This is a genomic window from Saccharothrix sp. BKS2, from assembly GCF_047689505.1.
GTDB classification, from domain to species: domain Bacteria; phylum Actinomycetota; class Actinomycetes; order Mycobacteriales; family Pseudonocardiaceae; genus Actinosynnema; species Actinosynnema lopnurensis.
This window is the reverse complement of record NZ_JAUQOL010000014.1, coordinates 142,583-168,790: the sequence shown is the minus strand read 5'-3', so window position 1 is coordinate 168,790 and position 26,208 is coordinate 142,583. Positions and strand designations below refer to the sequence as shown.

Genomic DNA, 26,208 nt, shown 5'->3' with positions numbered 1-26,208 from the left:
GCCATCCTGGCCCGGTGGTCGGGTCGCGGGCCACCGGCGCCCACCTGCGGCGCGGGTCCGCCGAGGCGGGCGGTGGCCGCCTGGTCGGGCGGGCGGGAAGTTAGAGTGCCCGCGTGACGAGCATGTGGGGATCACCGGTGTGGCGCAGGTGGCGCGGCTCGCGCCGCGACCCGGCGCAGGCCCGCTTCCTCACCCTGGCGTCGCTGCGCTGGGTCGTCCGGCACCGCGCCTACACCCCCTGGTACCTGGTGCGGTACTGGCGGCTGCTGCGGTTCCGCCTCGCCAACCCGCACGTGGTGCTGCGCGGGATGGTGTTCCTGGGCCGGAAGGTCGAGCTGCACTGCCGCCCCGGCTACGGGCGGCTGGAGATCGGCCGCTGGGTGCACATCGGCGACGGCAACGCCATCCGCTGCCACGAGGGGTCGCTGCGCATCGGCGACAAGGCCGTGTTCGGCAAGGACAACACGGTCAACTGCTACCTCGACGTGGAGATCGGCGCGGCCACCCTGGTCGCCGACTGGGTCTACGTCTGCGACTTCGACCACGTCACCGCCGACATCACGATGCCGATCAAGGACCAGGGCATCGTGAAGTCCCCGGTGCGCATCGGCCCGGACTGCTGGCTGGGCACGAAGGTCACCGTCACCCGCGGCACGCGCATCGGGCGCGGCTGCGTGGTCGGCGCGCACGCCGTGGTCCGCGGCGACGTGCCGGACTTCGCGATCGCCGTCGGCATCCCGGCCCGCGTGGTCAGGGACCGCCGCGAGGACTACGAGGCCGACGCCGCGCGCCGCGCCGCCGTCGCCGACATGGACCGCAAGGCCCGGGAGGCGCTGGAGCGCGCCCGCGGCGGCTCGCCGGGGTGACGCGACGAGCCGCCCGCTCACCCGCTCAACGCCCGGTAGGGCCGCACGACGTCCTCGACGAACCCGGTCAGCGCCTCGTCCAGCCTGGCGCCCGACGGGTCGTCCCCCTCGTTGTCCACGGCGTGCACCCGGCCCACCACGCCCTCGTGGGCGCGCAGCCCGCTGAAGCCGTCCGACGCGTACACCGACCGGGCCACGACGCCGGGCAGCCGGTGGTCGTCGGACACCACGACGTTGATGCCGGGTTCGGTGACCTCGATGCGCGGCGGCTGCGCGCGGGACTCCAGCCGCGCCGCGCGGACCTCCTCCGGCGCCCGCACGTGGATCACCCGCGCGGAGGACAGGACCGTCGAGCCGAACGCGTCCAGCGCCTTGACCACGTCCGAGCGCGCGAACTCCACCAGCGTGACGCGGGTGGAGCCCTGGTTCCGCCACACGCGCTGGGCCAGCGCGTTCAGCGCCGGGGCCAGGTCCTCCTCGCCGGACACCCGGAACGCGCCGCCCGCGTCCGGCGCGAACCCGAGGCCGCGGTCGCCGTCCAGCAGCATCACCCCGTGCATGAAGTCGTGGAACGCGTAGACGTAGTCGGTCAGCTCGTCCACCTGGAACCGCATCGCGGTCAGCTGCGCGGCCAGGCGCCGCCGCAGCAGGGACTTGCCCGCGCCCGGCAGCCCGGTGACGAACACGACCGGCGCCGAGTGCCGGAACGCGAAGTGCCGCACCACCGCCTCCGCGGCCACCGGGTCGAGCCCGTGCCTGGTCTTGAGGTCCCGCAGCCGGTCCGCGATCTCGGCCCGGTCGTCGCGCCGGCGCAGCGAGCGCAGCAGGTGGTCCGCGAGCACGGACTCCAGCGGCGCGGACCGGGTCCAGACCTCCTCGAAGTGGGCCAGGAACACCTTGGCGGGCGACATGCCGTCGAGGCGGTTGGGCCGGTCGTGGTCGCCGTCGCGGTGGTTGAGCACGGTGTGGTGCCGCTTCCCGGCGAACACGTGGTAGGACAGGTCGTCGCTGTTGAGGGCGGCGGCGACGCGGACCTCCACGCCCCGGCTCAGCAGCTCCGCGCCCGCCTTGAGGCAGTCCTGGTGCTCCCGGGTCACCAGGCGCACGCCCAGCCCGCCGTTGATCCGCTGCCACTCGTCCTGGATGTCGCGCAGCACCCCCTCGCGCCCGGCGGGCCGGAGGTTGGGCACGAACGCGTCCAGGCGCTCCACGTCCCCGCACCGCGAGATGCGCAGCACGGTGTTCAGGTAGGTGTGCCGCGACACCCGGCCGGACAGCGCCGGCGACACGTGCCGCTTCCGCCGCAGGGCCCGACCGGCGGCGACGATGGCGGCCACCGACACCCCGCCGGTGATCGACGCGAGCAGTTGGTCCCAGTGCACGGCTACACCTCGTCCGGCAGGTCGTGCACGAAACCCGGGTACGGGTCCGCGCGGTGCTCGCCCACGGCCTGGGCGATCTTGGCGGCTTCCGACTTGAGGTCGTTCACGTAGCGGGTGAGGTTGCCGCGCACGCTGTGCACGACCACGCCGAGCGCCGCCTCGACCCGGCCGTCCGGGTCGAACACCGGGACGGCCACCGAGCACGACCCGAGCGTCATCTCCTCGTTGGTCAGCGCGTACCCGCGGCCGCGGACGAGCGCCAGCTCCCGGCGCAGCCTGCCCGGCTCGACGATGCTGTGCCGGGTGCAGCGCGCCAGCGGCCGGGCGCAGTAGGTCTCGATGAACTCCTCGCTCGCGAACGCCAGCAGCGCCTTGCCCACGCCGGTCGTGTGCATGGGCAGCCGGGTGCCCTCGCGCGAGATAATCGGCACGGCCCGGTGGCCGGTGAGCTTGGCGATGTAGAGCGCCTCGTGGCCCTTGCGCACCGCGAAGTGGATGTTCTCCTTGCTGCGCTCGTAGAGGTCCTGCATGAACGGCAGCGCGATCTCCCGCAGCCGGCGCGGCACGGGCGAGAGCAGGCCGATCTCCCACAGCCTGGTGCCGACCTGGTAGCGGTTGTCCGCGTTGCGCTCCAGCGCCCGCCACGCCTCCAGCTCGCCGACCAGCCGGTGCGCCGTGGCCATCGGCATGTCGCACCGGGCGGCCAGCTCGCTCAGCGTCAGCGTCGGGTGCTCCACGTCGAACGCGCCGAGCAGGTCCAGCGCCCGCGAGGTGACCGATCGGCCGTTTCCCCTGTTCCCCATCCGTCCTCCGGCTCAGTGGTCCTTGTCGCCACCGGAGGATCCTCGCGACGCGCGGGTAGGCCCAGACCTCGGTTCCGTTGGACGGAAGCACCATCGGGTGACGCTGGTGGAGCCATGATCGAACAAATGGATCGGCCGTTGATCTGCGGCGGATTTCCGTTCAACGGAAACGATGCTCATGAGTGGGCCGGCGCCCCGCGCCTACAGGAAAGCGTTGCCCGTGGCGATCTTCGGCCGCCCCAGCGGCTCGCGCGCCCGCACCCGCGCCGCCCGGTAGACCCCCGCCGTGTCCCGGGCGATCGTCCCCCAGTCGAAGTCCGTCCCCAGGCGCGCCTTCGCCGCCCGCGCCCGCCGCGCCGCCGCCGGCCCGTCGTCGAGCACCGAGCGGACCGCCCGCGCCAACCCGTCCACGTCGCCCGGCGCGAAGGACAGCCCCGTCACCCCGTCCCGCACGACCTCGCCCAGCCCGCCCGCGGTCGAGGCGACCAGGGGCGCGCCGGCCGCCGCCGCCTCCAGCGCCACGATCCCGAACGGCTCGTACCGCGACGGCAGCACCACCGCGTCCGCCGCCGCCAGCAGCGCCGCCAGCGACCGGTCCGACAGGTGCCCCGCGAACGACACCGCCCGCCGCACCCGGTGCTTGCGCGCCTGCTCCACCAGCCAGTCCCGGTGCGTCCCGGTCCCCGCCACCACCAGCCGCGTCCCCGGCCGCGACCGCCGGACCCGCGGCAGCGCGGCGATCAGGTCCTGCACGCCCTTCTCCCACTCCAGCCGCCCGAAGAACAGCAGCAGCGGCGCGCCCGACGGGCTGTGCCGGGCCCGCGCCGCCGCCACGTCGGCCGCCCGCACCCGCCACCGCCTCGGCTCGATCCCGTTGTGCAGCACGGTGATCGTGCCCGGGTCCACCTCGAACAGGTGCGCCACCTCCGCGCGCATCGCGGCCGAGCACGTGATCAGCGCGTCGGCCCGGTTCGCCAGCCACCACTCCACCGAGTGCACCTGCTGGTTCAGCGACTGCGACAGCCACCCGCCGTGCCGCCCGGCCTCGGTCGCGTGGACGGTCGCCACCAGCGGCACGCCCGCCGCCTCGGCCAGCGCGATCGCCGGGTGCGTCACCAGCCAGTCGTGCGCGTGCACCACGTCCGGCCGCCAGTCGCGCAGCAGGGCCAGGCCCGCGCGCGTCATCGCGTGCCCCATGGCCAGCGTCCACGCCACCAGGTCCCGCTCGAACACCAGGTGCGCCGGGTCCTCGGCCACGCGCACCAGCCGCACGCCCTCCACGGGCTCGTCGGACGTCGGGTGCGTCACCGCGTCGGTGCCGGTGGGCTGCCGGCACAGCACGACCACCTCGTGCCCCTGCCCGGCCAGGGACGTGGCCAGCGCGTGCACGTGCCTGCCCAACCCGCCCACGACGACCGGTGGGTACTCCCACGACACCATCAGCACGCGCATGGCCCATCCTCCCAACCACCGGCCAGCCCCCTGGCGTCCAGGTGCCCGAACGGCCCGTCCACCCGCCGCAGCTCGGCGGCCCGCTCCGCGGCCCCCGCGCCCCGCCCGGACCGCAGCAGCGCGGCCAGCTCGGCGAACCGGTCCGCGTGCGCCTTGGCCCGGTACCGGGCGTAGTCCGCGGCCGAGTCCTTGGTGACCATGAACGCCCAGTCGCTGGACAGCGCCAGCAACGCCTCCCGCACCGCCTGGTCGGCCACCGGCGAGCGCACCGGCCCGGACAGGTCCAGCGCCAGCAGCTCCCGCTGGACCTGCTCGTTGCCCCGCACGACGTCGCCCACCTGCGGCCCGTTCCACACGCGCCAGTCCTTGCCCGAGCCCCACGACGACGGCGGCAGCTCCACCGGCGCGCCCACGTGACCCGCCTCGACCGCGCCGCGCAGCGTCGTCACCCGCACCCCGGCGCCCGGCAGCGCCCGCAGCACGGCCTCCAGCCACGCCGGCCCCTCGTGCCACCAGTGCCCGTACAGCTCGGTGTCGTACGCGGCGACGACCAGCGACGGCTTGCCGTGCCGCTCCCTCAGCGACCGCAGCCGCGCCACGACCGTGTCCACGAAGTCGGCCGCGTGCCGCCGCACCGCCTCGGCCGCCTGGTCCGGGTCGTACGGCCGCTTGTCCGCCGGGGCCACGTTCTTGCCGGTCACCCGGGACGGCTTGAGCCCGCTCGCGTGGTCGTAGGTGTGGAAGTCCCGGTACGCCGGGTCGCCCGGGTAGCCGACCTTCGGCGACCACACCCGGTAGGACACCTCCAGGTCGCGCCCGAAGCACACCACGTCCGTGTCGCCCACCGGCCGGCCCGCGGCCGTGTCGCCGTGCAGCGCCGGCCCGTCCACCAGGAACCGCCGCACGCCCGCCCGCGCGTAGTCGCGCTCCAGGCCCGGCGCGTACGCGCACTCCGGGGCCCAGATGCCCCGGGGCGCCGAGCCGATCCGCCACGCGGTGTCGGCCAGCCCGGTGCGCAGCGAGAACGCCCGCAGCCCCGGGTCCAGCAGCGGCTGGAACGGGTGCGCGGCCGGACCGCCGAGCAGCTCGACCGCCCGCGAGTCCACCAGGGACCGCAGCACGGGCGAGAACCCGTGCCGCCACCGCGTTTCGAACCGCTCCAGCGCCCACGCCGAGCCGCGGTGCTCGCGGGCGGCCAGGTCGGGCAGCCGGTCGGCGGCGCCGTGCGCGCGCAGCTGCCAGTCGCCCAGCCAGTCGTGCAGGCCGCGCAGGCAGTACGGGTCGTCCAGCTGCGCGGCCAGGACCGGCGTGACGCCCAGCGTCAGCACGTCCTCGCGGCCCTCGGCGGCGAACCGCTCCAGCAGGTCCACCACCGGCAGGTACGAGTGCGCCCACGCCTGGTACAGCCACTCCTCGCCGACCGGCCAGGCGCCGTGGTGCGCGAGCCACGGCAGGTGGCTGTGCAGGACCAGGCAGAACGTGCCCTCGGCGCCGGTGCCCCGGTCCACCGCGGTCACGGCCGCACCGCCACGGCCACCAGGTCGAGCGAGGCGTCCAGGTCGTCGGTGGTGAGCTCGAAGTCCTCGGCGCGCACCGAGGCCACGGCCGCCAGCAGGTCGGCGGGCCACCCGCCGCCGCCCAGCACCACCGCGACCTGCGCGTCGATGATCGAGCCGCCGAACGCCCGGTCCAGCGCGCGCAGCGCGGGCCCGTGCCGCAGCCCGGCCAGCAGCTCGACCTCCAGGCCCGCGCCGACCAGCAGGTCGCGCAGCTCCGCCGGCGCCAGCTCGCGGGTGTGGAACGGGTTGAGCGGGGTGTCGCGGCCGGGGGAGAAGGTGATCCGGTTCGGCGTGGTGACCAGCAGCCGCCCGCCGGGCCGCAGCACCCGCGCGCACTCGGCCAGGAAGCCCTCCTGGTCCCACAGGTGCTCGATGACCTGGAGGTTCGCCACCACGTCCACGCCCGCGTCCCGCACCGGCAGGGCCGCCAGGTTGCCGCGCACCGCGGTCAGCCCCGGGTAGGCGCGGCCGACGTGCGCGGCGGTCGTCTCGTCGTAGTCGAGCGCGACGACCCGCGCGGCCCGCCCGGCGATCAGCGCGGCGCCGTAGCCCTCGCCGCAGCCCGCCTCCAGCACCACCGCGCCGACGCAGTGCCGCACCAGGTCCAGGTACGCCGCCTCGTGGCGCCTGAACCAGTAGTTCTCCTCGACGATCCCGGGCACGGTGCGCTCACCGGTGAGGGGCAGCGGCTCGACGGTCACCCGACCAGCCTAGTTGTCCGTTACTGGCGGGTAGGCAGCGCCCGCCCACTGGGCTGTCACTAATTCGGGCGAACTTTTTCTGCATTATTACGATGAGTTGACAGGTGGAGGGTTTCCGCCGAGGCGGACGCTTTCCGGGAAAACGACACCATCGAGTGACCTCGGGGTTCTCCGTGTTGATCTCCCACGATGGTGTTTGTCCTGATCCGGCACGCGTCGGCGGCCCCGCACCCGGGTAGTCCGGGCTGGTCATGTGCTGGATGGGGTGCCGGGTGATCGGTACCCTCGGCCAATCTTCGCGAACGAGTGGGGACGCCATGGGTGCGAAAGAACCGGAGATCGTTCCGCTGCACGCGGGTTTCGACGTCGTTTACCGCGGTTTCCACCGCAAGCAGGTGATCGAGCACCTGGAGCACCTGGAGGAGCAGTTCCGGTACGCGTGCGTCGACCGCGACGAGGCGCTGGCCCAGGCGGGGGACCTGCGCAAGCTGCTGGAGATGACCAGGCACGACCTGGAGGACGCGCGGACGCGGGTCGAGCGGCTGGAGCGGTCCCCGGGCACCACGGTCGGCGCCACCGAGCGGATGCACCGGATGCTGCTGATGGCCGAGGACGAGGCCAACGAGCTGCGGCTCAACGCGGAGCACGAGGTCGAGTCGCTGCGGCAGCGCACCGAGGTCGAGCTGGCCGAGCGCGTGCGCGAGGTGGAGGCGCAGATCGCCGCGCGGTGCGCCGAGGCCGACGCCTACACCCGCGAGCAGCGCGAGATCGCCAACCGGCGGGCCGCCGAGATGGACCAGCGCGAGATCTCCCTGGAGCGCCACCGCGGCGAGGTCGAGGCGCACCTGAGGGCGCGCGTCGAGGAGATCGACGCCGAGTGCGCGGCCGCCTTGGCGCGGGCGGGGGAGGACGCGGACCGGCTGCTGCGCGAGACCGCCGAGCGGTGCGAGGGGCTGGAGGCGGAGTCGGACGCCAAGCGCGCCAAGGTGCAGAACTTCTTCGAGCTGACCATGAACCGCCGCCGGCACGAGGCCGAGCAGCACTTCGCCGAGCAGGAGGAGCTGGCCAAGGCGCGGGCGGCGTTCCTGATCAAGCTGGCCGCCCGGGAGGCGCGCCGGCGCATCGACGAGATCCAGCGGCGGACCGACGAGTTGCGGGAGCTGCGCCGGGTGGTGGCCGACCAGTTCGCCGCCTCCCGCGAGGCCCTGGAGGCGGCCGTGGGCCGCGTGCCTGATCTGATCCCGCAGCAGGCGACCGTGGAGCGGGCCGACGCCGCCCGAGCGCTCGACGGCCAGGCGGGGGACGGTCAGGCAGGGGACGGCGAGGTCCGGGACGGCGAGGTCCGGGACGGCGAGGTCCACGACGGCGAGCCGGTCGACGGTCGCGCGAGCGTGGGTTCGGGAACGTGACGGCTCTCCGGGGGCACCCGGGCCGGCCGCGGTGAGACCGCGGCGGGCGGAGCCGGTGCGGACTTCCCCGGGCGCGGGTCACAGGTCGAGGTGTTCATCGGGTAGGGGGTGTGCTGATGTCCGGCGCGGTCGCGTTCGTGTTCGGGATGTGCGCCCTGTCGTTCGCGGCGGGGTGCGTGCTGACGGCGGTCGTGCTGAGGCGCGAACCGCTGCCCGGACCCGGGGACGAGCCCGTGCCGCCGCCGGTCGAGGAGCCGGTGCCGGCCGAGGTCCGGTGGCCGTCCGAGGACTACGTGAGCAAGCCGATCCACCGCAACCCGGTGATGGGCTTCCCGGTGGCGCTGCCCGCGCCGGCTCCCGGACCGGGAGCGGCGCCGGGGTCCGGGTCGACCCGGCCGGCGCTGGTGCTGGTGCCCCGCCCGGCGCCCGAGGGGCCGGTGGAGCCCGTCCGGGTCCGGCGGATGCGCGTGGTGCCCGATCTGCCCGAGCCGTCGTCGCAAGATGCCGCGTGGACCGAACGGGTCGGCGCGGAACTCCCGGGGGCGGAGGCGGTCCAGGCCACGCCGGGGGGCCCGGTGGTCGTGGAGGTGCCGGCGCACCCCGAGCCCGTCACCGGGCCGGGGCCGCCGGCACCCACCACCGAATCGTCGTCGACGCGACCACCGCCCACCCGGGACGACCCGCGCGCCGGATCGGACGCGACCGGGTTCCCGCAGCACCACCCGCGCACCGCCGAGGCGGCCCGCCGGAAGTCGAGCACGTAGCCCCGATCACGACGGCGCGCGCCGCGCCATCAGGCGCGGCGCGCGGAGTCCTGCCGTCCGGGTCCCGCGCCGCACCATCACGTGCGGCGCGTGGAGCCCTGTCGCCCCGGTCTCGCGGAACCGTGTCGTCCCGACCCCGCGGAGCCGTGCCGTCCCGGTCCCGCTCCGGTCAGCGCTTGCGGAACTTCCGCATCATCTCCTGCGCCTTCGCGCGACTGCGGGGGTCCTGCGCCGTGTGCTTGGCACGGTCGACCAACCGCCGCCCCTGAGGGCTGCGGGCGAATGCCGCGATCTTGCTGAACAGCGAAGCCATCTCGCACCTCCTTGCCCGGCCCTGTCTCTCCTGGTCAAGCTTCCCTGTCAGCTCAACGCCCAAACGCGCTGCGGAGTTCCGAACCCGACTGAACCGGCGAAACGGTCACCCCGACCGCGCCCCGGCCCGACGTGCGCGCCGATGGCCGAGCCGAGCCGCGTCGGCGCCTCCGGGTAGCCCGCGCGGCACCTCGGGAGGTGGTGAAACCCTCCAGTGAGCATCATCACGCGCGCGCGGTGCCCGCTGTGGTGTGAACCCCTGCTACTGACGGGTAACATCCGGGTGGCAGACACCACCATGCCAACGCGGCGATGACATGGCAGGGTCACGGGTCACCGAGAAGACGGCGACCGCAGCAGGCAACCACCGTCGCCCCGGCGCGTCGCCGCCCGTCCGCAGGAGGTCGAAGAGGACCCATGAACATCGTCGTCCTGGTCAAGCAGGTGCCCGACACCTGGTCCGAGCGCAAGCTCACCGACACCGACCACACCCTCGACCGCGACTCGGCGGACGCCGTGCTGGACGAGATCAACGAGCGCGCCGTCGAGGAGGCGCTCCTGCTCCGGGAAGCGCACGGCGGTGAGGTGACCGTCCTCTCGATGGGTCCCGACCGCGCGACCGACGCCATCCGCAAGGCCCTGTCGATGGGCGCCGACAAGGCGATCCACGTCTCCGACGAGGCGCTGCACGGCTCCGACGCGATCACCACCGCCAAGGTGCTGGCCAAGGCCATCGCCACGGTCGAGGGCTTCGACCTCGTCATCGCGGGCAACGAGGCCACCGACGGCCGCGCGGGCGCCGTGCCCGCCATCCTGGCCGAGCTGCTGGGCCTCCCGCAGGTGACCCAGGTCCGCAAGCTGACCGTCGAGGGCGGCACCGTCCGGGCCGAGCGCGAGACCGACGAGGGCCTGGCGCACCTGGAGGCGAGCCTGCCCGCCGTGGTCAGCGTGAACGAGAAGATCAACGAGCCGCGCTACCCGTCGTTCAAGGGCATCATGGCGGCCAAGAAGAAGCCGGTGAGCACGCTCACCGTCGCCGACCTGGGCCTGGACGCCGGCGAGGTCGGCCTGGGCGCGTCGTGGACGCAGGTGCTGGAGGCGGCCCCGAAGCCGCCGCGCAGCGCCGGTCAGCGCGTCGAGGACTCCGGGGACGGCGGTTCGAAGATCGCCGAGTACCTGGTCGGCCAGAAGCTCATCTGAAGGCGGGGAATCACATGTCTGAAGTCCTGGTCCTCGTCGACCACGTCGACGGCGAGGTCAAGAAGGTCACCTATGAGCTCCTATCCGCCGCGCGCCGTCTCGGCGACCCGGCCGCGGTGGTGGTCGGATCGCCCGGCACGGCGGGAAAGGTGAGGGAGTCCCTGGGCAACTACGGCGCGACCAAGGTGTACGCGGTGGAGTCCGAGGACGCCGCGAACTACCTGGTGACGCCCAAGGTCGACGCGCTCGCCGCGGTCGCGGCCACCGCCTCCCCGGCCGCCGTGCTGGTCTCGGCGACGCTGGAGGGCAAGGAGGTCGCGGGCCGGCTGGCCGTGCGCCTCGGCTCCGGCCTGCTCTACGACGCCGTCGACCTCGACGGTGAGGGCGTCGCCACGCAGTCCGTCTTCGGCGGCGCCTACGTGGTGAAGTCCAAGGTCAGCAACGGCGTCCCGGTCATCGCGGTGCGCCCCGGCGGCGTGGAGGCCGAGCAGGCGCCGGCCGAGGCGGTGGAGCAGGTCGTCGAGCTGCCCGCCACCGACCAGGCCAAGGCCACCCGCGTCACCGGTCGCGAGCCGGTGGTCGGCGGCGACCGGCCGGAGCTGACCGAGGCGTCGGTCGTCGTGTCCGGCGGTCGCGGCGTGGGCAGCGCGGAGAAGTTCGACGTCGTCGAGAAGCTGGCCGACAGCCTCGGCGCCGCCGTCGGCGCCTCCCGGGCCGCGGTCGACTCCGGCTACTACCCGCACCAGTTCCAGGTCGGCCAGACCGGCAAGACGGTGTCCCCGCAGCTCTACATCGCGCTGGGCATCTCCGGTGCGATCCAGCACCGGGCCGGGATGCAGACCTCGAAGACCATCATCGCGGTCAACAAGGACGCGGAGGCGCCGATCTTCGAGATCGCCGACTTCGGCGTCGTGGGCGACCTGTTCTCCGTCGCGCCGCAGCTCACCGACGAGGTGGCCAAGCGCAAGGGCTGAGCACCCCGCCGCACCGGAGGGCCGTCCCGCCACGCGGGGCGGCCCTCCGCGCGTCCCGCCCCCGCCTCCGTACCCCCCGGCCCCCGCACCCGGCCGTAACCGAGGACTCACCGAGGCGTCATCGAAACGGCCTGCTCCCGGTTGCGCGGCGCGGTTCAACCTGGGCTCATGACGCAGCCGCAACTGCTTGTCAGCACCGGTGACGCCGCTACCGACGCGCCGCGCTACTCCCTGCTGGTCGCGCGCGAGGGCGACGAGGTCGTGGCCGCCCAGCGGCTGCGGCACCGGGTGTTCGCCGAGGAGATGGGCGCCACCCTGCGCACGTCCGTGCCCGGCCACGACGTCGACCGCTTCGACGAGTTCTGCGACCACCTCGTGGTGCGCGACGACCGCACCGGCGAGATCGTCGGCACCTACCGGATGCTGCCGCCCGAGGGCGCGGCCGAGGCCGGGCAGCTCTACACCGACACCGAGTTCGACCTGTCCCGGCTGGACGCGCTGCGGCCCTCGCTGGTGGAGACCGGCCGGTCGTGCGTGCACCCCGACCACCGCAACGGGGCCGTGGTCTCGCTGGTGTGGGCCGGGCTCACCCGCTACATGCTGCTGACGGGCCACTCGTGGCTGATCGGCTGCGCCTCGGTGCCGCTGCACGACGGCGGCTCGTTCGCGGCGGGCGTCTGGGACGTGGTGCGCGCCAGGCACCACGCGCCCGACGAGTACCGGGTGGAGCCGCTGGAGCCGTGGGACGTGGACGCCGTCGCGCGGCCCGACCGGACGGTGCTGCCGCCGCTGCTGAAGGGCTACCTGAGGCTGGGCGCGCGGGTGTGCGGGCGGCCGGCGCTGGACCGCGACTTCGGCGTGGCCGACCTGCCGGTGCTGATGGAGATGCGCCGGATGGACCGGCGGTACCTGAGGTTCTTCCTGGGTGAGACGGCGTGAGCGCGCACCCGTGGATGCCCGTCTCACCGTGCGGTGAGGGGTGCGTGGACCGGTCGTCGCCGTCGGTGGGCCCGCTGCGGGCGGCGTGGCGTGCGGTCGCGGCGCTGGCCGTGCTGCTGTGCGGGGCGGTGGTCGCGCCCGCGGCGCTGGTGGCGCGGGGCGGGGCCCGGGAGGCGTTGCTGCGCCGCTGGTTCCGCGTGCTGCTGGGCGCGTTCGGGGTGCGGCTGCGGCTGGTCGGACCGGTGTTCCAGGCGACGCCGGGGCGTGGGGTGCTGGTGGTGTCCAACCACGTGTCGTGGCTGGACGAGCTGGCCATCGACGCGGTGCAGCCGATCCGGCTGGTGGCCAAGCGCGACATCCGGGACTGGCCCGTGCTCGGCCCCCTGATCACCGCCGCCCGCACCGTCTACCTGGACCGCGAGCGGCTGTCCCTGCTGCCCGGCACGGTCGCCGAACTGGCCGCCGCGCTGCGCGAGGGCGCGGCCGTGGGCATCCACGCCGAGGGCACCACGTGGTGCGGCGTGGCGTCCGGCCGCTACCGGCCGGCGCTGTTCCAGGCGGCGCTGGACGCGGGCGTGCCCGTCCGACCGGTGGTGCTGCGCTACCTCCAGGACGGCGCCACGACCACCCGCCCGGCGTTCATCGGCACGGACACCCTGGTCGACTCGCTGCGCCGCGTCCTGCGCGCCCGCGCCCTGACCGTCGAGGTGCACGTCTTGGACGAGATCGCCCCGGGCCGGGCCGCGACCCGCCACGCCCTGGCCGCCCTGACCCAGCGCGCCTCCGAACACATCACCCTGCCCTCGACCCCCCTCCCCACCCCCCACCCGACCCCCGCCTGAACCCCGCGCGAGTCGAACACCCACGTCGACCGTGTCGAACGCTCACGACCCCCGAGTTCCACATTCAGGACCCGCCGGGCGGGGTGGTGACGCGGATCAGCGCCGGACGCCCGGAACGGAGGCCAACCGCTCCAGCACCGGCACCGCCCGCGCGGGCTCGGGCAGGCCCAGCATCTCCTCCCGCACCCGCTCGGCCGCCCGCCGGTAAGACCGGTCCGCCAGCACCTCGGCCACCGCGGTCCGCACGTCGCGCGGGGTGGCGGTGACGGGGTCCAGCTCCCGGCCCACGCCGAGCCGCACGCACCGCTCGGCGTTGTGCGGCTGGTCCGCGCCCAGGGGCAGCAGCACCGCCGGCAGGCCGTGGGCCAGCGCGCCGATGACGCTGCCCGAGCCGCCGTGCGAGACCACCAGGTCGCAGTGCGGCAGCACCTCGGCCTGGGGGAGGTAGCGGGCGATGCGCACCCGCTCGGGCTGGTCGCCGAACTCGGTCGGGTCGACGTGCTCGCCGACGGTCGCCACCACGTCCACCCGCAGGTCGCGCAGCCCGGCCAGCACCCGGGCGAACAGGTCGCCGGACTCGGTGTTGAACACCGTGCCCAGCGTGAAGTAGACGGTCGGTCGCCCAGACCGGGCTCGCGGGCCGACCGGCGGGCGGATCGGGAAGGCGGTGCCCGGCAGCGGGGAGGCCGGGTCGCGGAAGCTCGGCGGGAACGGCGAGAGCAGCAGGTGCCGGTGCAGCATGACCAGGTCGGGGTCGGGCGGCAGGCCGTGCGCGGCGCGCAACTCGGCCAGCGCCGGCCCGACCACCTCCCGCCGCACGAACGCGCCGGACGCGATGACCTGGGCGTTCGCGTAGGGCAGGCCGAGCTTCTCGGCGGCCAGCACGCTGCCGAAGTCCACCTCCTCGCAGACCACCACGTCCGGGCGCCACCGGTCGAACAGGTCCAGGTAGCGCGGCAGGCTGCGGCCGGCCCCGCGCCGGGCGAAGCCGTCACGCAGGTCGCGGTCCTCCCGCTCCCGGTCGGGCACCAGGAGCGGCCGGCGCTCCGGGACCTCGTCGCCGTCGCCCTCACCGATCGCGAACGCGGTGAACCCGGCTGCCTCGACCGCCCGCCGCGCGGTCGGGTGGGCCGCGAACGCGACGGTGTGGCCGGCGGCGGCCACGGCCGAGGCGAGGGGGATCAGCGGTCGGAAGTGGCCCAGCCCGCCGGCGAAGGTGAACAGCACGCGCACCGCGCCAACCTACCGATGGGCCTCGGGCGGCCACATGCGGTTTTCGGCCCGCGCGGTGGCCACGACCGCCTGCCCGGGATCGGACCGCGGCCCGGTGCGTACCTCAACCCGCCCCCCCGCTCAGGCGCGTGGCCGCACCTCCCAAGCCCCCGCGAGACCGGCCCGGGGCAGCCCGATCGCGGCCAGGAGCTGCTCGGCCCGCCGCAGGTGCCGACGCGCGGCCCGCCTCCCCGTCGTGCCCGGCCGTTTCGCCCAGCAGCAGCAGGGCCTGCGCCTCACCCAGGAGGTGCCCCGTCCCGCCGTGGGCGGACCGGGCCCGCTCGGCGTGGTGGGTGCCGGCCCGGTGGTCGCCCCGGCGCAGGTGGGCCGCCGCGAGGTGGCGTGGGCGCGTCCCTGCTGGTGCCGGTGACCGGTGCGGACGGCCAGGTCGAGCGCCGCGCCGGCGTCCTCGACGGCCCGGGTCGGGTCGCCGCGGTGGTGGTGCACCGCGGCCAGGCCCAGCAGCGCGTCGATCCGCCCCTGCCGGTAGTGCGAGGAGTCGGCGGCGGTGAGCGCGCGCCGGTGCCAGGACTCGGCCTCGTCGAACCGCGACCTCAGGCACTGCACGCCCGCCAGGGTGTTCCGCGTGTCGACCGCGACGGCGTGGTGCCCCTTGCCCGCCTCCACCGCCTGGTCGAGCAGCTCCGCGGCGTGGTCGAGGTCGCCCCGCAGGGCGATGAGCCTGGCCCGCACCTCCAGGTACCACGCGGTCTCGTGGCCGACCTGGACCCGCCGGACGAGCGGGGCCACCACGTCGAGCAGGGCGTCCACGTCCTTGAGCCGTCCGAGGTGCGGGTGGGTCTCGGCCAGCCCGAGCAGCGCGGCCCCGCGCCCCCGGTCGTGGCCGGACGCCTCCTGCGCGGCCCGCGCCCTGGTGAAGTGCTCCACGGCCTCGGCCGGGCGGCCGAGCTTGAGCGCGGTGGCCCCCAGGTTGACCAGGACGGCGCCGGCGTGGACCAGGCAGGTGGCGTGGGCGCCGGCGATCTCGTCGGCCCGGCGCAGGTGCCGGAACGCCGTGGCCAGCGTGCCGGTGTAGTGGTGCAGGACGGCGCTCGGCGTCGGCGGGCGCGACGTCCGCGAGCGCGGCGACCGCCGGCGCGGTCGTGTCCGGTCCCGGCGCCAGCCCGAGCAGCCGGAACACCCGCCGCGTCGACGGGGCCCTGGCCGCGTAGGACAGCCCGATGGCGGCGCCGACGGCGGCGGTCGGGTCGTCGGGCAGCTCCAGCGCGGCGAGCCGGTCGCCGCCGCGCAGCTCGGTGACGTAGTCCCCGATCGAGCGGTTCGGCTGGGCGGCCAGGTGCGCGGCGGCGACGCGCAGGGCGAGCGGCAGGCCGCCGCACAGCCGCACCAGCTCGCCGGCCGCCCCCGGCTCGGCGGCGACGCGCGCCCCGCCGACCACCCGGTCCAGCACCGCGGCCGCGTCCCCGGCGCCGAGCACGTCGAGCCGCTGCTGCCGGGCGCCCTCGCGGGCCACCAGGCCGTCGAGCCCGTTCCGGCTGGTCACCACCACCGCGCAGTCCGGTGTGCCGGGCAGCAGGGGGCGGACCTGACCCGCGTCCACGGCGTCGTCGAGCAGCACCAGCACCCGCCGGTCGGCCAGCGCCGAGCGGTAGACCGCAGCGGCGCCGTCCACGCCGGCGGGTCGCCGGGCCGGGTCGACCTCCAGCGCCTGCACCAGCTCCTCCAGCGCCTGCCGCGCGGTCAGCGGCGTCCCGGCGCCGTGCCCGCGCAGGTTCACGAACAGCTGCCCGCCGGGGAAGCGGGCCCGGTTGAGGTGGGCCCAGTGCAGGGCCAGCGCGGTCTTGCCCACGCCCGCGGTGCCGGTCAGGACGTGCGCCACCGCGCCGCCGGCCTCCTCGGGCGCCCCGCCCAGGGCGCGCAGCGCCTCGTCCCGGCCCACGAAGCTCCGCGGCGCGGCCGGCAGCTGGGCGATGCCGGCGGTGGCCGGGCGGGCTTCGGGCCGCGGTGCTCCCGCGCCGGGGTTCCCGGTCAGGAGCCGGTGGCGCAGGTCCCGCAGCGCGGCGCCCGGGTCGGTGCCCAGCTCGTCGGCCAGTCGCGCGTGGACCCGGCGGTAGTGCTCCAGCGCGTCGGCGGTGCGCCCGGCCTGGTGCAGGGCCGGCAGGTGCTGGCCGGCGACGCGTTCGTCCAGGGGTGGGCGGCGGTGCGCTCGGCGAGTTCGACCACGAGGTGCGCGCCGTGCCCCGGGCGCAGCCGGGTGTCGACCAGGTCGTGCTGGGCGGACAGCCGCTCCTGGGCGAGCCGGTCGCGCTCGGCCTGAACACCATGATCGGAACCCGCGGAGCACGCGCGCTCGTGCTCGTCGCGGCGGCTGCGGCGGCGCTGACCGGCCCGACCGCGGTCGCCGCGCCGGCCGGCCAACGGGCGTGCCGACCGGACCTGCAACGTCCACGTCGACCCGGCCACCGGGTACCGGCGGGTCGACGTGCGGGTCAACGGCAGCGGGCTCTGGTGCACCGGCTACCTGCCCGACCGGGACTGGTACGACTTCCGGAAGTGCCGATCCCGGTCGTGGCCCGGATCGCGTGACCCACCGGCTGGTCGGGCGGCGGCGGCGTCCCACCGCCTCCCACCGGCACGGGGCCACCGGTCCGGGCCGACCCGCGCTCCCCGGGCCGCGGCGCTCGGCGGCGGTCCGGGGCGCCTCCTAGCGGCGGTCGTCGAAGTAGATCATCTCACCGGTGCCGCCCTCGACGTTGGCGACGGCCACGAAGCAGCCCAGCTCGACGGTCACGCAGTCGATGTCGCCGACCAGGTCGCTGCTGTCGTCGTACCCCTCGAACACGCGGCGCACGGTCACCGTGGCCGTGCCGGCGCCGTTCTCGTCCAGGGTCACCGACTGCATGGACTTGTGGGCGCAGGCGAAGGAGCCCTGCGCCACCTGCGCGCACTGCTGCGCGAACACGGCCTCCTCGGGCTCGAAGCCGGAGATGTCGACCGTCACGCGGGCGACCGAGGGCAGGTCGGTGGAGGGGTTCACGGTGATCGCCGGCTCGGCGCTGAGGGGCTCGGCGCCGAGCGGCTGGGCGACCGCCGTCGGCGCGGCCGCCAGCGCCAGGCCGAGGGCCGCCGCGGTGGCGAGCCCGGCCGTCAACCGGGTGGTCCTGGTGTGGGTCTTCATGAGTTGTCCTCCGAACTCCGGTGCAGCTGATCGATCTTCACTTCTGGTGATCCACCGGGACGACGGCGAGGCGCCGGATCATCCAGGCGTGTTGCGGATGGTGACTGGGGAGTTGCCCCCTGGAGCGGGGGGACACGCCACGCGTGCGGAGGGACCACCCCGACGTGTGTCACCTGATGCGGTCGAGTCGGGGTTTTGTCGGGAATTCCCGGAACCGCCGGCCTGGCCGGGGCGCTTTGCGTCATATTGCCTTGACCTCGACCGAGGTGGAGGTTGAACCATTGACCCGTGACGACGACGGGGACCCCGACCGGGAAGAGCGACCTCTGGGGCGCCGAGCGGAGGGGCCCGACGGTCGGGATGGTGCTGCTCGTCACCCTCCTCGCGTTCGAGAACATGGGCGTCTCCACGGCGATGCCGCGCATGGTCGCCGACCTCGGCGGCAAGGACCTGTACGCCTGGCCGTTCCTGGCCTTCCTCGCCGCCAGCGTGGTGGCCACCGTGCTGTCCGGCCGGCTGAGCGACCTGCGCGGTCCGCGTCCCTCCCTGCTGATCGGCCCCGCGCTGTTCCTGGTCGGCCTGCTCGTCGCCGGCGCCGCCCAGGACATGGCCCAGCTGCTGATCGGCCGCGTGCTCCAGGGCCTGGGCGGCGGGGCGCAGGTGGTCGCCGTCTACGTGCTGATCGCCCTGGTCCACCCGGAACGCGACCGGCCCGCCGTGTTCGGGCTGCTCGCCTCGGCCTGGGTGGTGCCCTCGCTGGTCGGCCCGGCGCTGTCCGGGTGGCTGACCGAGGTGCTGAGCTGGCGCTGGGTGTTCCTCGGCCTGGCGCCGTTCGTGCTGGTCGGCGTGTTCCTGGTGGTGCCCGTGCTGCGGGGCCTGCCGCCGCACACCCCCGACCGGAACACCCGGCCCGGCCTGCCGCTGGCGGCCCTCGGCGCGGGCGGCGGGGTCGCCGCGCTCAGCTGGGCCGCGCAGCACCCGCGCGGGCTGAACCTGCTGGTCGGGCTGGCCGGCCTGGTCGCGCTGGTGCCCGCCCTGCGCGTGCTGCTGCCCCGGGGCACCCTCACCGCCCGCCCCGGCCTGCCCATGACGATCCTGGCCCGCGGCCTGCTCGCCGGGTCGTTCTTCGCCGTCGAGGCGTTCATCCCGCTGACCCTGACCGCCGTGCACGGGTACTCGGCGATCGCCGCCGGCATCCCGCTCACCCTGAGCGCGCTCGGCTGGTCCTCGGCCGCCTGGTGGCAGTCCCGTCGGCCGGACCGACCGCGGGAGGAGTTCGTCCGCTGGGGGTTCGTGCTCAGCGCCGCGGGTATCTCGGGCGTGACGCTCATCGCACCCTCCTGGGGCCCGGCGTGGGCGACGCCGGTGCTGTGGGCGGTCGCGGGCGCCGGGATGGGGATGGCGATGTCGAGCCTGAGCGTGCTCACCCTGGCGGCGTCCTCCGACGTCGACCGGGGCTTCAACTCCTCGGCCCTGCAGATCAGCGACATGCTCGGCTCGGCGCTGCTGGTCGGCCTGGGCGGGGTGCTGGTCGCCGCGGTGGCCTCCGCCGACGCGCCGACGGCCGCCGTGCTGCCGTTCGACCTGCTGATGGCGGGGCTGGCGGTGCTCGGTGCGGTGCTGGCCGGACGGCTGCGCCCGGCTACCCTGGAACGCTGATGGCCTACTTCGACCACGCCGCCACGACCCCCGCGCTGCCGCAGGTGATCGAGGCGATGACGAGGGCGTTGTCCACCACGGGCAACGCCTCGTCGCTGCACACCTCGGGGCGGCGGGCGCGGCGGGCGGTCGAGGAGGCCCGCGAGGACATCGCCGACGCGCTCGGCGCGCGCCCCTCCGAGGTCGTCTTCACCAGCGGCGGCACGGAGAGCGACAACCTCGCCGTCAAGGGTGTCTACTGGTCCCGCCGCGCGACCGGCCGCACGCGGGTGGTGGCCTCGTCGGTCGAGCACCACGCCGTGCTGGACGCGGTGCAGTGGCTGGCCGACCACGAGGGCGCCGAGGTCACCTGGCTGGAGCCGGACGGGCTCGGCCGCGTCCGGCCCGAGGCGCTGGCCGACGCGCTGGACGACGACGTCGCCCTGGTCACCGCGATGTGGGCGAACAACGAGGTCGGCACGATCAACCCGGTGCGCGAGCTGGCCGAGCTGGCCGCGGCGCGCTCGGTGCCGTTCCACACCGACGCGGTGCAGGCCGTGGGCGCGGTGCCGGTGGACTTCGCCGCCTCGGGCGCCTCGGCGCTCACCCTCACCGGCCACAAGATCGGCGGGCCCTACGGCGTCGGCGCGCTGCTGCTCGGCCGCGACGTGGCCACCACGCCCCTGCTGCACGGCGGCGGCCAGGAGCGCGAGGTGCGCTCGGGCACGCTGGACGTGCCGGCCATCACGGGCCTGGCGGCGGCCGTGCGCCACGCGGTCGACGGCCAGCCGCGCGCGGCGGTCGAGCTGGCCGCGCTGCGCGACGAGCTGGTGGAGCGGGTGCGGCGGGTGGTGCCGGACGTGGCGGTGAACGGCGACCCGGTGCACCGGCTGCCCGGCAACGCGCACCTGACCTTCCCCGGGTGCGAGGGCGACAGCCTGCTGATGCTGCTGGACGCCAAGGGCGTCGAGTGCTCGACCGGCTCGGCGTGCACGGCGGGCGTGGCGCAGGCCAGCCACGTGCTGCTGGCCATGGGCGTGGACCCGGTGCGGGCGCGCGGCTCGCTGCGGTTCTCCCTCGGGCACACCTCGACGCGCGCCGAGGTGGACGAGCTGGTCGGGGTGATCGGCCCGGTGGTCGAGCGCGCCCGCACGGCGGGCATCGCCGGCCTGCGGCGGCTGGCCGGCGGTGGGACCGGGCGGCGGACGACTGCGGAGGTGTGACGGCATGCGGGTGCTGGCGGCGATGAGCGGCGGGGTGGACTCCGCCGTGGCGGCGGCGCGGGCGGTGGAGGCCGGGCACGACGTGACCGGCGTGCACCTGGCGCTGTCGGCCAAGCCCGGCACGCTGCGCACCGGCGCGCGGGGCTGCTGCACGCTGGAGGACGCCCGGGACGCGCGGCGCGCCGCGGACGCGCTCGGCATCCCGTTCTACGTGTGGGACTTCGCGGAGCGGTTCACCGAGGACGTGGTGGAGGACTTCGTCGCCGAGTACGCGGCGGGTCGCACGCCCAACCCGTGCCTGCGGTGCAACGAGAAGATCAAGTTCGAGGCGCTGCTGGACAAGGCGGTCGCGCTGGGCTTCGACGCGGTGTGCACGGGGCACTACGCCCGCCTGTCCACCGCCGGGGGCCGGGTGGAGCTGCGCCGGTCGGCCGACGACGGCAAGGACCAGTCCTACGTGCTGGCGTCGCTGACCCGCGAGCAGCTGTCCCACGCGATGTTCCCGCTGGGCGGCTCGACCAAGACCGAGGTGCGGGCCGAGGCCGAGCGGCGCGGGCTCCAGGTCGCTCGCAAGCCCGACAGCCACGACATCTGCTTCATCCCCGACGGCGACACCCGGGGCTTCCTGGCCGGGCGGCTGGGCGAGCAGCCGGGCCTGCTGGTCGACGACACCACCGGCGCGGTGCTCGGGCGGCACGCGGGCGTGCACGAGTTCACCGTGGGCCAGCGCAAGGGCCTGGGCATCGACGCGCCCGCACCCGACGGGCGACCCCGCTACGTGCTGTCGCTGGAACCGATCACCGGAACGGTCCGGGTCGGTTCGGCCGAACGGCTGAAGGTGACCGAGATCGTGGCGCGCCGGCCGGTGACCCGGGTCGAGTTCGAGGGCCCGGTGGAGTGCGTGGCGCAGGTGCGCGCGCACGGCGGCCTGGCGCCCGCCGTGGCCGAACTCGTGGGCGATGAGCTGCGGGTTCGCCTGCGCGAGCCGCTCAGCGGCGTCGCACCCGGTCAGGCCGTCGCGGTGTACCGGCCGGACGCCGAGGCGGGCGACCTGGTCCTGGCGAGCGCCACGATCAGCTCGACCGGTTGACGGATTTTGTCGGTGCGGCCTGACACACTGCGGGTGTGCCACATGACAACGAACGACGCCGCCGCTCGCTGGCGGACGTCGCAATCCGCGTGGGTGTGCTGGGGAGCAAGGTCGACCACCCGTCGGCGCAACGCCTGACGGCCGAGCAGCACGAGCGGCTGCGGGCCGAGGCGCGGACGTTGCAGTGGGTCGTCCGCGAGCGTCGGCACCGGGCCGAGTGGGCCGACCTGCTGGTCCGGGTGGAGGCGCTGGTGGAGCGGGTGGAACAGCTGGTGCCGGTGGTCGAGGTCGACGTGCCGGCGCAGGTGCGGGGGTCGGACGACCGGGTGGCGCGCCGCCGCCTGGGCGAGGACCTGTCGGTCGGGTACTGCCCGGCCCCGCACCGGGGTCGCTAGGGGTCGGGGCGCCGTGGGGCCCGGTGCGGCCTCACGGCGTCCAGTCCGTGTTCGCGCCGCAGAGGACGACGCAGGCCGTCCCGCCGGGCACGCGCCCGGCCAGCCACGCCGCGAACGGCACGGCCGCCGCCGGCTCCACGGCCAGCCGGAACTCCTCCCAGAGGCGGTCGCGGGCGGCCAGCAGCTCGGCGTCGGACACGAGCACCGACCGCACGTCGTGCGCCCGGAGCACCTCGAACGGGACCTCGCCCACGCGCGTGGCGCCCAGCGCCGACGCCGCCACCGAGACCACCTCCGTGTCGACCGGCCGACCCGCCTCGAACGCGTGGTTCAGCGCGCGGCAGCGCTCCGGCTCGACCGCGGCGGTCAGCCGCCCGTCCGCCCCGAGCGCCGTGCCCGCCGCCAACCCGCCGCCGCCGACGGCCACCGCGATCACGTCCACGTCCGGCGCGTCGGCCACGACCTCGGCGGCGACCGTGCCCTGACCGGCGATGACGGCGGGGGAGTCGTAGGCTTCGACGTAGTACCCGGGCGCCTGCCGCGCCGCCAGCACGGCCTCCGCGTAGGTCTGGCCGTGCCGGATCAGCTTGGCGCCCGCGGCCTCGATCCGCCGCACCTTGCCCTCCGGCGCGCCGACCGGCACGAACACCGTGGCGGGCAGGCCCAGCTGCCGCGCGGCCTCGGCCACGCCCAGGCCGTGGTTGCCCCCGGACGCCGTGACCACGCGATCGGGTGAGTCCGCGGTGAGCAGCGCGTTCAGCGCGCCGCGCAGCTTGAACGAGCCGGTGAGCTGGAGGTGCTCCAGCTTGAGCACGAGGGGTCGGCCGTCGACCTCGGCGCGCCACAGCGGCGTGCGGCGGGCGTAGGGGCGGATGCGGTCCGCGGCGGCGGCTACGTCGGGGTTCATGCCCCCCAGGATGCGCTCACCCGGCCAACCACCTGTAGGCCCCCATGACCAGCGTCACCGCGCCGACCACGAAGCACAGCAGCGCGACCACCAGCCCGAGCAGCACCAGCACGTTGGTGCCCCAGGAGGAGTCGCGGTCGTCGGTGACCAGCAGCTCCGCGCGCAGCTGGACGTTCGCCGCGCTCTGGAGCGCCACCAGCCGGTCGCGCGCGACCGGTGTCGCGGCGGCCCGCTCGCCGCCGGTCCAGTTCAGGGCCGCTAATCGCGCCATCGGGGTGCGGTAGGCGCGTTCGAACGCGGCCACCTCGGTCTCGTCGCGGTCCTCGGACAGGTAGCTCCACCGGCCCGCCTGGGCGGCGTCCCCGAGCAGCCGGTAGACCTGCGTGAGGCGGTCCCGCAGGTCCAGCCGGTCCGGGAAGCTCGTGACCAGGCCGACCAGGCGCTGCCGGGCGCGGAGCACGCTGGCCAGGTCGCCGCGTTCGACCTCCTCGGCGGCCTTGTGCAGCGTCAGCTCGACAGGCATGACGGACATCGTTCCAGCCGGGGCAACCACGGGCGCTCCGGTGACCGCCGTGTCGGCGGGCGAAATCCGGCCCGATCGGGTCCGGTCCGGCCCCTCACCCCCGGACCGCGTCGGCCACCACCTCGTCGCCCCGGCGCACGGTGCGGGTGCCGAGCGCGGTGGGGGCGGGGTCGTTGGCGAGCGGGTCCGCGGGGTCCGTGGTCGGCACCCTGGGGTTCGCCCGGTGTTGGACGTCCTCCGCGCCGCCGGCCTGTTCGCCGTGACCAACGTCGACGACCTCGTGCTGCTCGCCCTGTTCTTCGCCCGCGGCGTGCCGCCGTGGCGGGTGGTGCTCGGCCAGTACGCGGGGTTCGCCGCGATCCTGGCGGTGGCGGTGGCCGCCGCCCTGGGCGCGACCCTGCTGCCGCCGTCGGCGCTGCCGTGGCTGGGCCTGCTGCCGCTGGCGCTGGGCCTGCGGGCGGCGTGGCGGGCGTGGCGCGGCGGCGGTGACGACGACGAGCCGACCGCGACCGGCGCCCTGGGCGTGGCGGCGGTGACCTTCGCCAACGGCGGCGACAACATCGGCGTCTACGTGCCGGTCTTCGCCACCGCGGGTGTCGTGCCGTACGTGGTCGTCTTCCTGGTGCTGGTCGCGGTCTGGTGCGCGGCCGGCCGGTGGTTCGCCACGCGCCCACCGGTGGCCCGCGCCCTGAGCCGCCGGGGTCACGTCGTGCTGCCGGTCGTGCTGATCGCCATCGGCGTGCTGATCCTGCTCGGCTGAGGCCGTCAGCCGGTGAAGCCCCTGGAGGTGGTGGTGAACCCGTACCGGGACCGGGCAGTGCGGACGGGGTGGGAGTGGTGCGGGAGCGTGGGGCGCGGCACGCCCCCACACCACGGTCTCGGCGGTGCCCTCGCCACCGTCGGCACCGACAAGGTGACGGTAGGTGGCCTAGACCACCGCGTCAATGGGTCTAGACCTCTTCGTCGCACACCCGCCCGAACCGGCGGGTGGAAGACTGGGCGGGTGGATCCACTGCCCTGGCCCGCCGGCACCGCGACCGGCATCGGTTCGCTGCCCGGAACCGACCCCCTCGAAGCCGCTCGCGTGGTGCTCGGCGAGCTGCCCGACCTGCCGCACCTGCCCGAGCTGCCCGCCCGGGGCGTCGGCGCGGACATGATCGGCCGCACCGCCGGTCTCCTGGTGGACCTGCCGGTCGAGGTGGTCCCCTCCGGTTACCGGACGGCCGCCCACCCCGGCCGGGACCACCGGCGGGCGGTGGACCTGATGCGCCGCGACCTCGACGCGTTCGAGGAGGCGGCCGAGCCCGCGCCGCCGGCGGTGGTGAAGGTCCAGGCCGCCGGGCCGTGGACGCTCACCGCGAGCGTCGAGCTGCTGCGCGGCCACCGCGTGCTCACCGACCGGGGCGCGCTGCGCGAGTTCACCGCGTCGCTGGTCGAGGGCCTGAACCGGCACGTCGCCGAGGTCGCCAAGCGCACCGGCGCGCGGGTCGTGGTGCAGCTGGACGAACCGGCGCTGCCCGCCGTGCTGCGCGGCCTGCTGCCCACGCCGTCCAAGCTCGGCACGGTCGCCGCCGTGCCCGAGCCCGACGCCCTGGCCACCCTCCAGGCCGTCGTCGAGGCGATCGAGGCGGACGTGGTCGTGCACTGCTGCGCGCCGCGCCCGCCCATCACCCTGATGCGCCGGTCGGGCGCGCGTGCCGTCTCGTTCGACCTGACCGCGCTGGACGGGACGAGCTGGGACGAGATCGGCGAGGCGTGGGAGGAGAAGACCCACCTCTTCCTGGGCCTGACCCCCTCCACCGACCCCCGCACCCCACCCACCCCGAGGTCCACCGCCCAACCGGCCCTGGACCTGGTGGACCGCCTGGGCTTCCCCCGCGACATCCTCGCCACCCACGCCGTCCCCACCCCGACCTGCGGCCTGGCCGGCGCCACCGCCTCGTGGCCCCGCCGCGCCCTGACCCTGACCCGCGACCTGGCCAAAGCCTTCGCCGAACCCCCCGAAACCTGGTAACCCCCCGCGAGTCGAACACTCGTGCCCACCGTGTCGAACCTTCGTGACCCCCGAGTTCTACATTCGGGACGTCCTGAGTGTTGAACTCAGTGGTCCTGAGTGTTCGACACGATGGTCCTGAGTGTTCGACTCGCGCGGGGTCAGAGGGTGGTGAAGGGGTGGGCGTAGTGGAAGGTGCCGCGTAGGGCCGGGTGGTAGGAGGACAGGGGGCGGGCCTGGAAGTGCGGGGCCCACTCCGGGATCGGGGGTGTGATGCCCAGGGTCGAGGCTGGGCGGAAGCCGAAGCGCGAGTAGTAGGTCGGGTCGCCCAGCAGGACGATGAGCGGCTCGCCCAGTCCGTCCGCCACGCCCAGCGCGGTGTGCACCAGGGCCTTGCCCACGCCGGTGCGCTGCCGCGCGGGCAGCACGCTCAACGGTCCCAGCCCGAGCGCCGGTGCGCCGTCCACCGAAGCCCGCGTGCACACCACGTGCCCCACGACCTCGCCGTCCGCCTCGGCGACCAGGGACAGCGCGGGTATCCAGCCGGTGTCGGCGCGCAGCTCGTCGACCAACCGCGCCTCCCCGCCGGGGTTCGCCGCGAACGCGGCCCCGGTCACGGCCCGGATCGCCTCGACGTCGGCGGGCGTTTCGCGTCTGATCAGCACGTCGGGCAGCTTACGACCCCGTAGGCCGGGAGGTCTCAGCCGCGACACCGCAGCCCGCGACACCGCAGCCCGCGACACCGCAGCCCGCGACACCGCAGCCCGCGACACCGCAGCCCGCGACAGCGCCGCCCGCGACAGCGCCGCCCGCCAGACCACAGCC

At 75.3% G+C, this 26,208-nt stretch carries 25 protein-coding genes and 1 pseudogene; 13 read left to right on the top strand and 13 right to left on the bottom strand.

Annotated features, from left to right (window positions below; translation table 11 throughout):
* Positions 1-113 precede the first annotated feature (113 nt).
* Positions 114-866 carry an acyltransferase gene (locus Q5530_RS28440; RefSeq protein WP_415365878.1) on the top strand — a complete coding sequence of 251 codons (753 nt, stop codon included), beginning with the start codon at positions 114-116 and terminating at the stop codon, positions 864-866.
* A gap of 17 nt (positions 867-883) precedes the next feature.
* Here Q5530_RS28440 and Q5530_RS28435 read toward each other — a convergent pair whose 3' ends face one another.
* From Q5530_RS28435 to Q5530_RS28415, 5 genes are all read right to left on the bottom strand, one after another.
* The gene (locus Q5530_RS28435) at positions 884-2,248 is read right to left on the bottom strand and encodes an AAA family ATPase (RefSeq protein ID WP_415365877.1); all 1,365 of its coding nucleotides are present in this window, start codon (positions 2,246-2,248) and stop codon (positions 884-886) included.
* Positions 2,249-2,250: 2 nt separating this feature from the next.
* The gene (locus Q5530_RS28430; RefSeq protein WP_415365876.1) at positions 2,251-3,051 is read right to left on the bottom strand and encodes an IclR family transcriptional regulator; all 801 of its coding nucleotides are present in this window, start codon (positions 3,049-3,051) and stop codon (positions 2,251-2,253) included.
* 201 nt (positions 3,052-3,252) lie between these two features.
* Positions 3,253-4,503: a glycosyltransferase family 4 protein gene (locus tag Q5530_RS28425; RefSeq protein ID WP_415365875.1), complete on the bottom strand. Its 1,251-nt coding sequence runs from the start codon at positions 4,501-4,503 to the stop codon at positions 3,253-3,255.
* Positions 4,491-6,020 (bottom strand): 1,4-alpha-glucan branching protein domain-containing protein, encoded by a 1,530-nt coding sequence (locus Q5530_RS28420; protein WP_415365874.1) that lies wholly within the window; start codon positions 6,018-6,020, stop codon positions 4,491-4,493. The genes Q5530_RS28425 and Q5530_RS28420 overlap by 13 nt, the downstream gene beginning before the upstream one ends.
* Entirely contained in the window at positions 6,017-6,763 is a 747-nt protein-coding gene (locus Q5530_RS28415) for a class I SAM-dependent methyltransferase (RefSeq protein ID WP_415365873.1), read from the bottom strand. The genes Q5530_RS28420 and Q5530_RS28415 overlap by 4 nt, the downstream gene beginning before the upstream one ends.
* Positions 6,764-7,080: 317 nt before the next feature.
* On the opposite strand from Q5530_RS28415, the gene Q5530_RS28410 reads away from it, so the two are divergent.
* Both Q5530_RS28410 and Q5530_RS28405 read left to right on the top strand, forming a co-directional pair.
* Positions 7,081-8,172, top strand: a complete 1,092-nt coding sequence (locus tag Q5530_RS28410; RefSeq protein ID WP_415365871.1) for a hypothetical protein — start codon at positions 7,081-7,083, stop codon at positions 8,170-8,172.
* A gap of 116 nt (positions 8,173-8,288) precedes the next feature.
* Positions 8,289-8,936 carry a hypothetical protein gene (locus Q5530_RS28405; protein WP_415365870.1) on the top strand — a complete coding sequence of 216 codons (648 nt, stop codon included), beginning with the start codon at positions 8,289-8,291 and terminating at the stop codon, positions 8,934-8,936.
* A 169-nt stretch (positions 8,937-9,105) separates the two neighbouring features.
* Here Q5530_RS28405 and Q5530_RS28400 read toward each other — a convergent pair whose 3' ends face one another.
* Positions 9,106-9,249: a hypothetical protein gene (locus Q5530_RS28400; protein ID WP_380642135.1), complete on the bottom strand. Its 144-nt coding sequence runs from the start codon at positions 9,247-9,249 to the stop codon at positions 9,106-9,108.
* A gap of 416 nt (positions 9,250-9,665) precedes the next feature.
* On the opposite strand from Q5530_RS28400, the gene Q5530_RS28395 reads away from it, so the two are divergent.
* The 4 genes from Q5530_RS28395 to Q5530_RS28380 all read left to right on the top strand — a co-directional run bounded on the left by Q5530_RS28395 (position 9,666) and on the right by Q5530_RS28380 (position 13,203).
* Positions 9,666-10,448, top strand: a complete 783-nt coding sequence (locus Q5530_RS28395; protein WP_415365869.1) for an electron transfer flavoprotein subunit beta/FixA family protein — start codon at positions 9,666-9,668, stop codon at positions 10,446-10,448.
* 14 nt (positions 10,449-10,462) lie between these two features.
* Positions 10,463-11,422: an electron transfer flavoprotein subunit alpha/FixB family protein gene (locus tag Q5530_RS28390; RefSeq protein ID WP_380642138.1), complete on the top strand. Its 960-nt coding sequence runs from the start codon at positions 10,463-10,465 to the stop codon at positions 11,420-11,422.
* Between the two features lie 168 nt (positions 11,423-11,590).
* The gene (locus Q5530_RS28385) at positions 11,591-12,361 is read left to right on the top strand and encodes a GNAT family N-acetyltransferase (protein WP_415365867.1); all 771 of its coding nucleotides are present in this window, start codon (positions 11,591-11,593) and stop codon (positions 12,359-12,361) included.
* Positions 12,358-13,203 (top strand): lysophospholipid acyltransferase family protein, encoded by an 846-nt coding sequence (locus Q5530_RS28380; RefSeq protein ID WP_415365866.1) that lies wholly within the window; start codon positions 12,358-12,360, stop codon positions 13,201-13,203. Before Q5530_RS28385 ends, Q5530_RS28380 begins: the two co-directional genes overlap by 4 nt.
* Before the next feature lie 96 nt (positions 13,204-13,299).
* Here Q5530_RS28380 and Q5530_RS28375 read toward each other — a convergent pair whose 3' ends face one another.
* From Q5530_RS28375 to Q5530_RS28360, 4 genes and pseudogenes are all read right to left on the bottom strand, one after another.
* Entirely contained in the window at positions 13,300-14,436 is a 1,137-nt protein-coding gene (locus Q5530_RS28375) for a glycosyltransferase (RefSeq protein WP_415365864.1), read from the bottom strand.
* Between the two features lie 120 nt (positions 14,437-14,556).
* Positions 14,557-15,435: a tetratricopeptide repeat protein gene (locus Q5530_RS28370; protein WP_415365979.1), complete on the bottom strand. Its 879-nt coding sequence runs from the start codon at positions 15,433-15,435 to the stop codon at positions 14,557-14,559.
* 391 nt (positions 15,436-15,826) lie between these two features.
* Positions 15,827-16,780 (bottom strand): annotated as a pseudogene (locus Q5530_RS28365) (BTAD domain-containing putative transcriptional regulator); the annotation flags it as partial.
* Between the two features lie 360 nt (positions 16,781-17,140).
* Complete coding sequence (locus Q5530_RS28360; RefSeq protein ID WP_415365863.1) at positions 17,141-17,614, bottom strand: enediyne antibiotic chromoprotein; 474 nt, start codon at positions 17,612-17,614, stop codon at positions 17,141-17,143.
* Between the two features lie 288 nt (positions 17,615-17,902).
* On the opposite strand from Q5530_RS28360, the gene Q5530_RS28355 reads away from it, so the two are divergent.
* From Q5530_RS28355 to Q5530_RS28340, 4 genes are read left to right on the top strand one after another with little or no spacing between them, the layout of a single operon-like run.
* Positions 17,903-19,273 carry an MFS transporter gene (locus Q5530_RS28355; RefSeq protein WP_415365862.1) on the top strand — a complete coding sequence of 457 codons (1,371 nt, stop codon included), beginning with the start codon at positions 17,903-17,905 and terminating at the stop codon, positions 19,271-19,273.
* Positions 19,273-20,475 carry a cysteine desulfurase family protein gene (locus Q5530_RS28350; RefSeq protein WP_415365861.1) on the top strand — a complete coding sequence of 401 codons (1,203 nt, stop codon included), beginning with the start codon at positions 19,273-19,275 and terminating at the stop codon, positions 20,473-20,475. Before Q5530_RS28355 ends, Q5530_RS28350 begins: the two co-directional genes overlap by 1 nt.
* A gap of 4 nt (positions 20,476-20,479) precedes the next feature.
* Complete coding sequence (gene mnmA, locus Q5530_RS28345) at positions 20,480-21,565, top strand: tRNA 2-thiouridine(34) synthase MnmA (RefSeq protein ID WP_380642156.1); 1,086 nt, start codon at positions 20,480-20,482, stop codon at positions 21,563-21,565.
* A gap of 35 nt (positions 21,566-21,600) precedes the next feature.
* The gene (locus Q5530_RS28340; RefSeq protein WP_415365859.1) at positions 21,601-21,960 is read left to right on the top strand and encodes a hypothetical protein; all 360 of its coding nucleotides are present in this window, start codon (positions 21,601-21,603) and stop codon (positions 21,958-21,960) included.
* Positions 21,961-21,991: 31 nt separating this feature from the next.
* Here Q5530_RS28340 and Q5530_RS28335 read toward each other — a convergent pair whose 3' ends face one another.
* Both Q5530_RS28335 and Q5530_RS28330 read right to left on the bottom strand, forming a co-directional pair.
* Entirely contained in the window at positions 21,992-22,867 is an 876-nt protein-coding gene (locus tag Q5530_RS28335) for a serine/threonine dehydratase (protein ID WP_415365858.1), read from the bottom strand.
* Between the two features lie 16 nt (positions 22,868-22,883).
* Complete coding sequence (locus Q5530_RS28330) at positions 22,884-23,390, bottom strand: DUF6584 family protein (RefSeq protein WP_415365857.1); 507 nt, start codon at positions 23,388-23,390, stop codon at positions 22,884-22,886.
* A 223-nt stretch (positions 23,391-23,613) separates the two neighbouring features.
* Here Q5530_RS28330 and Q5530_RS28325 point away from each other — a divergent pair, with 223 nt between their 5' ends.
* Together Q5530_RS28325 and Q5530_RS28320 are read left to right on the top strand one after the other, a co-directional pair.
* Entirely contained in the window at positions 23,614-24,150 is a 537-nt protein-coding gene (locus Q5530_RS28325) for a cadmium resistance transporter (protein ID WP_415365856.1), read from the top strand.
* 243 nt (positions 24,151-24,393) lie between these two features.
* Positions 24,394-25,404: a methionine synthase gene (locus Q5530_RS28320; RefSeq protein ID WP_415365855.1), complete on the top strand. Its 1,011-nt coding sequence runs from the start codon at positions 24,394-24,396 to the stop codon at positions 25,402-25,404.
* Between the two features lie 140 nt (positions 25,405-25,544).
* Here the strand turns inward: Q5530_RS28320 and Q5530_RS28315 are convergent, their stop codons facing one another.
* On the bottom strand, positions 25,545-26,048 hold the full coding sequence (locus Q5530_RS28315; RefSeq protein ID WP_415365854.1) for a GNAT family N-acetyltransferase: 504 nt from the start codon (positions 26,046-26,048) through the stop codon (positions 25,545-25,547).
* Positions 26,049-26,208 lie beyond the last annotated feature (160 nt).

Excerpts from the sequence above, each read along its gene's own strand:
- Q5530_RS28430 (WP_415365876.1), bottom strand. The coding sequence starts at position 3,051 with ATGGGGAACAGGGGAAACGGCCGATCGGTCACCTCGCGGGCGCTGGAC.
- Q5530_RS28425 (WP_415365875.1), bottom strand. The coding sequence starts at position 4,503 with ATGCGCGTGCTGATGGTGTCGTGGGAGTACCCACCGGTCGTCGTGGGC.
- Q5530_RS28410 (WP_415365871.1), top strand. The coding sequence starts at position 7,081 with ATGGGTGCGAAAGAACCGGAGATCGTTCCGCTGCACGCGGGTTTCGAC.
- Q5530_RS28405 (WP_415365870.1), top strand. The coding sequence starts at position 8,289 with ATGTCCGGCGCGGTCGCGTTCGTGTTCGGGATGTGCGCCCTGTCGTTC.
- Q5530_RS28400 (WP_380642135.1), bottom strand. The coding sequence starts at position 9,249 with ATGGCTTCGCTGTTCAGCAAGATCGCGGCATTCGCCCGCAGCCCTCAG.
- Q5530_RS28395 (WP_415365869.1), top strand. The coding sequence starts at position 9,666 with ATGAACATCGTCGTCCTGGTCAAGCAGGTGCCCGACACCTGGTCCGAG.
- Q5530_RS28390 (WP_380642138.1), top strand. The coding sequence starts at position 10,463 with ATGTCTGAAGTCCTGGTCCTCGTCGACCACGTCGACGGCGAGGTCAAG.
- Q5530_RS28385 (WP_415365867.1), top strand. The coding sequence starts at position 11,591 with ATGACGCAGCCGCAACTGCTTGTCAGCACCGGTGACGCCGCTACCGAC.
- Q5530_RS28360 (WP_415365863.1), bottom strand. The coding sequence starts at position 17,614 with ATGAAGACCCACACCAGGACCACCCGGTTGACGGCCGGGCTCGCCACC.
- Q5530_RS28350 (WP_415365861.1), top strand. The coding sequence starts at position 19,273 with ATGGCCTACTTCGACCACGCCGCCACGACCCCCGCGCTGCCGCAGGTG.
- mnmA (WP_380642156.1), top strand. The coding sequence starts at position 20,480 with ATGCGGGTGCTGGCGGCGATGAGCGGCGGGGTGGACTCCGCCGTGGCG.
- Q5530_RS28335 (WP_415365858.1), bottom strand. The coding sequence starts at position 22,867 with ATGAACCCCGACGTAGCCGCCGCCGCGGACCGCATCCGCCCCTACGCC.
- Q5530_RS28330 (WP_415365857.1), bottom strand. The coding sequence starts at position 23,390 with ATGCCTGTCGAGCTGACGCTGCACAAGGCCGCCGAGGAGGTCGAACGC.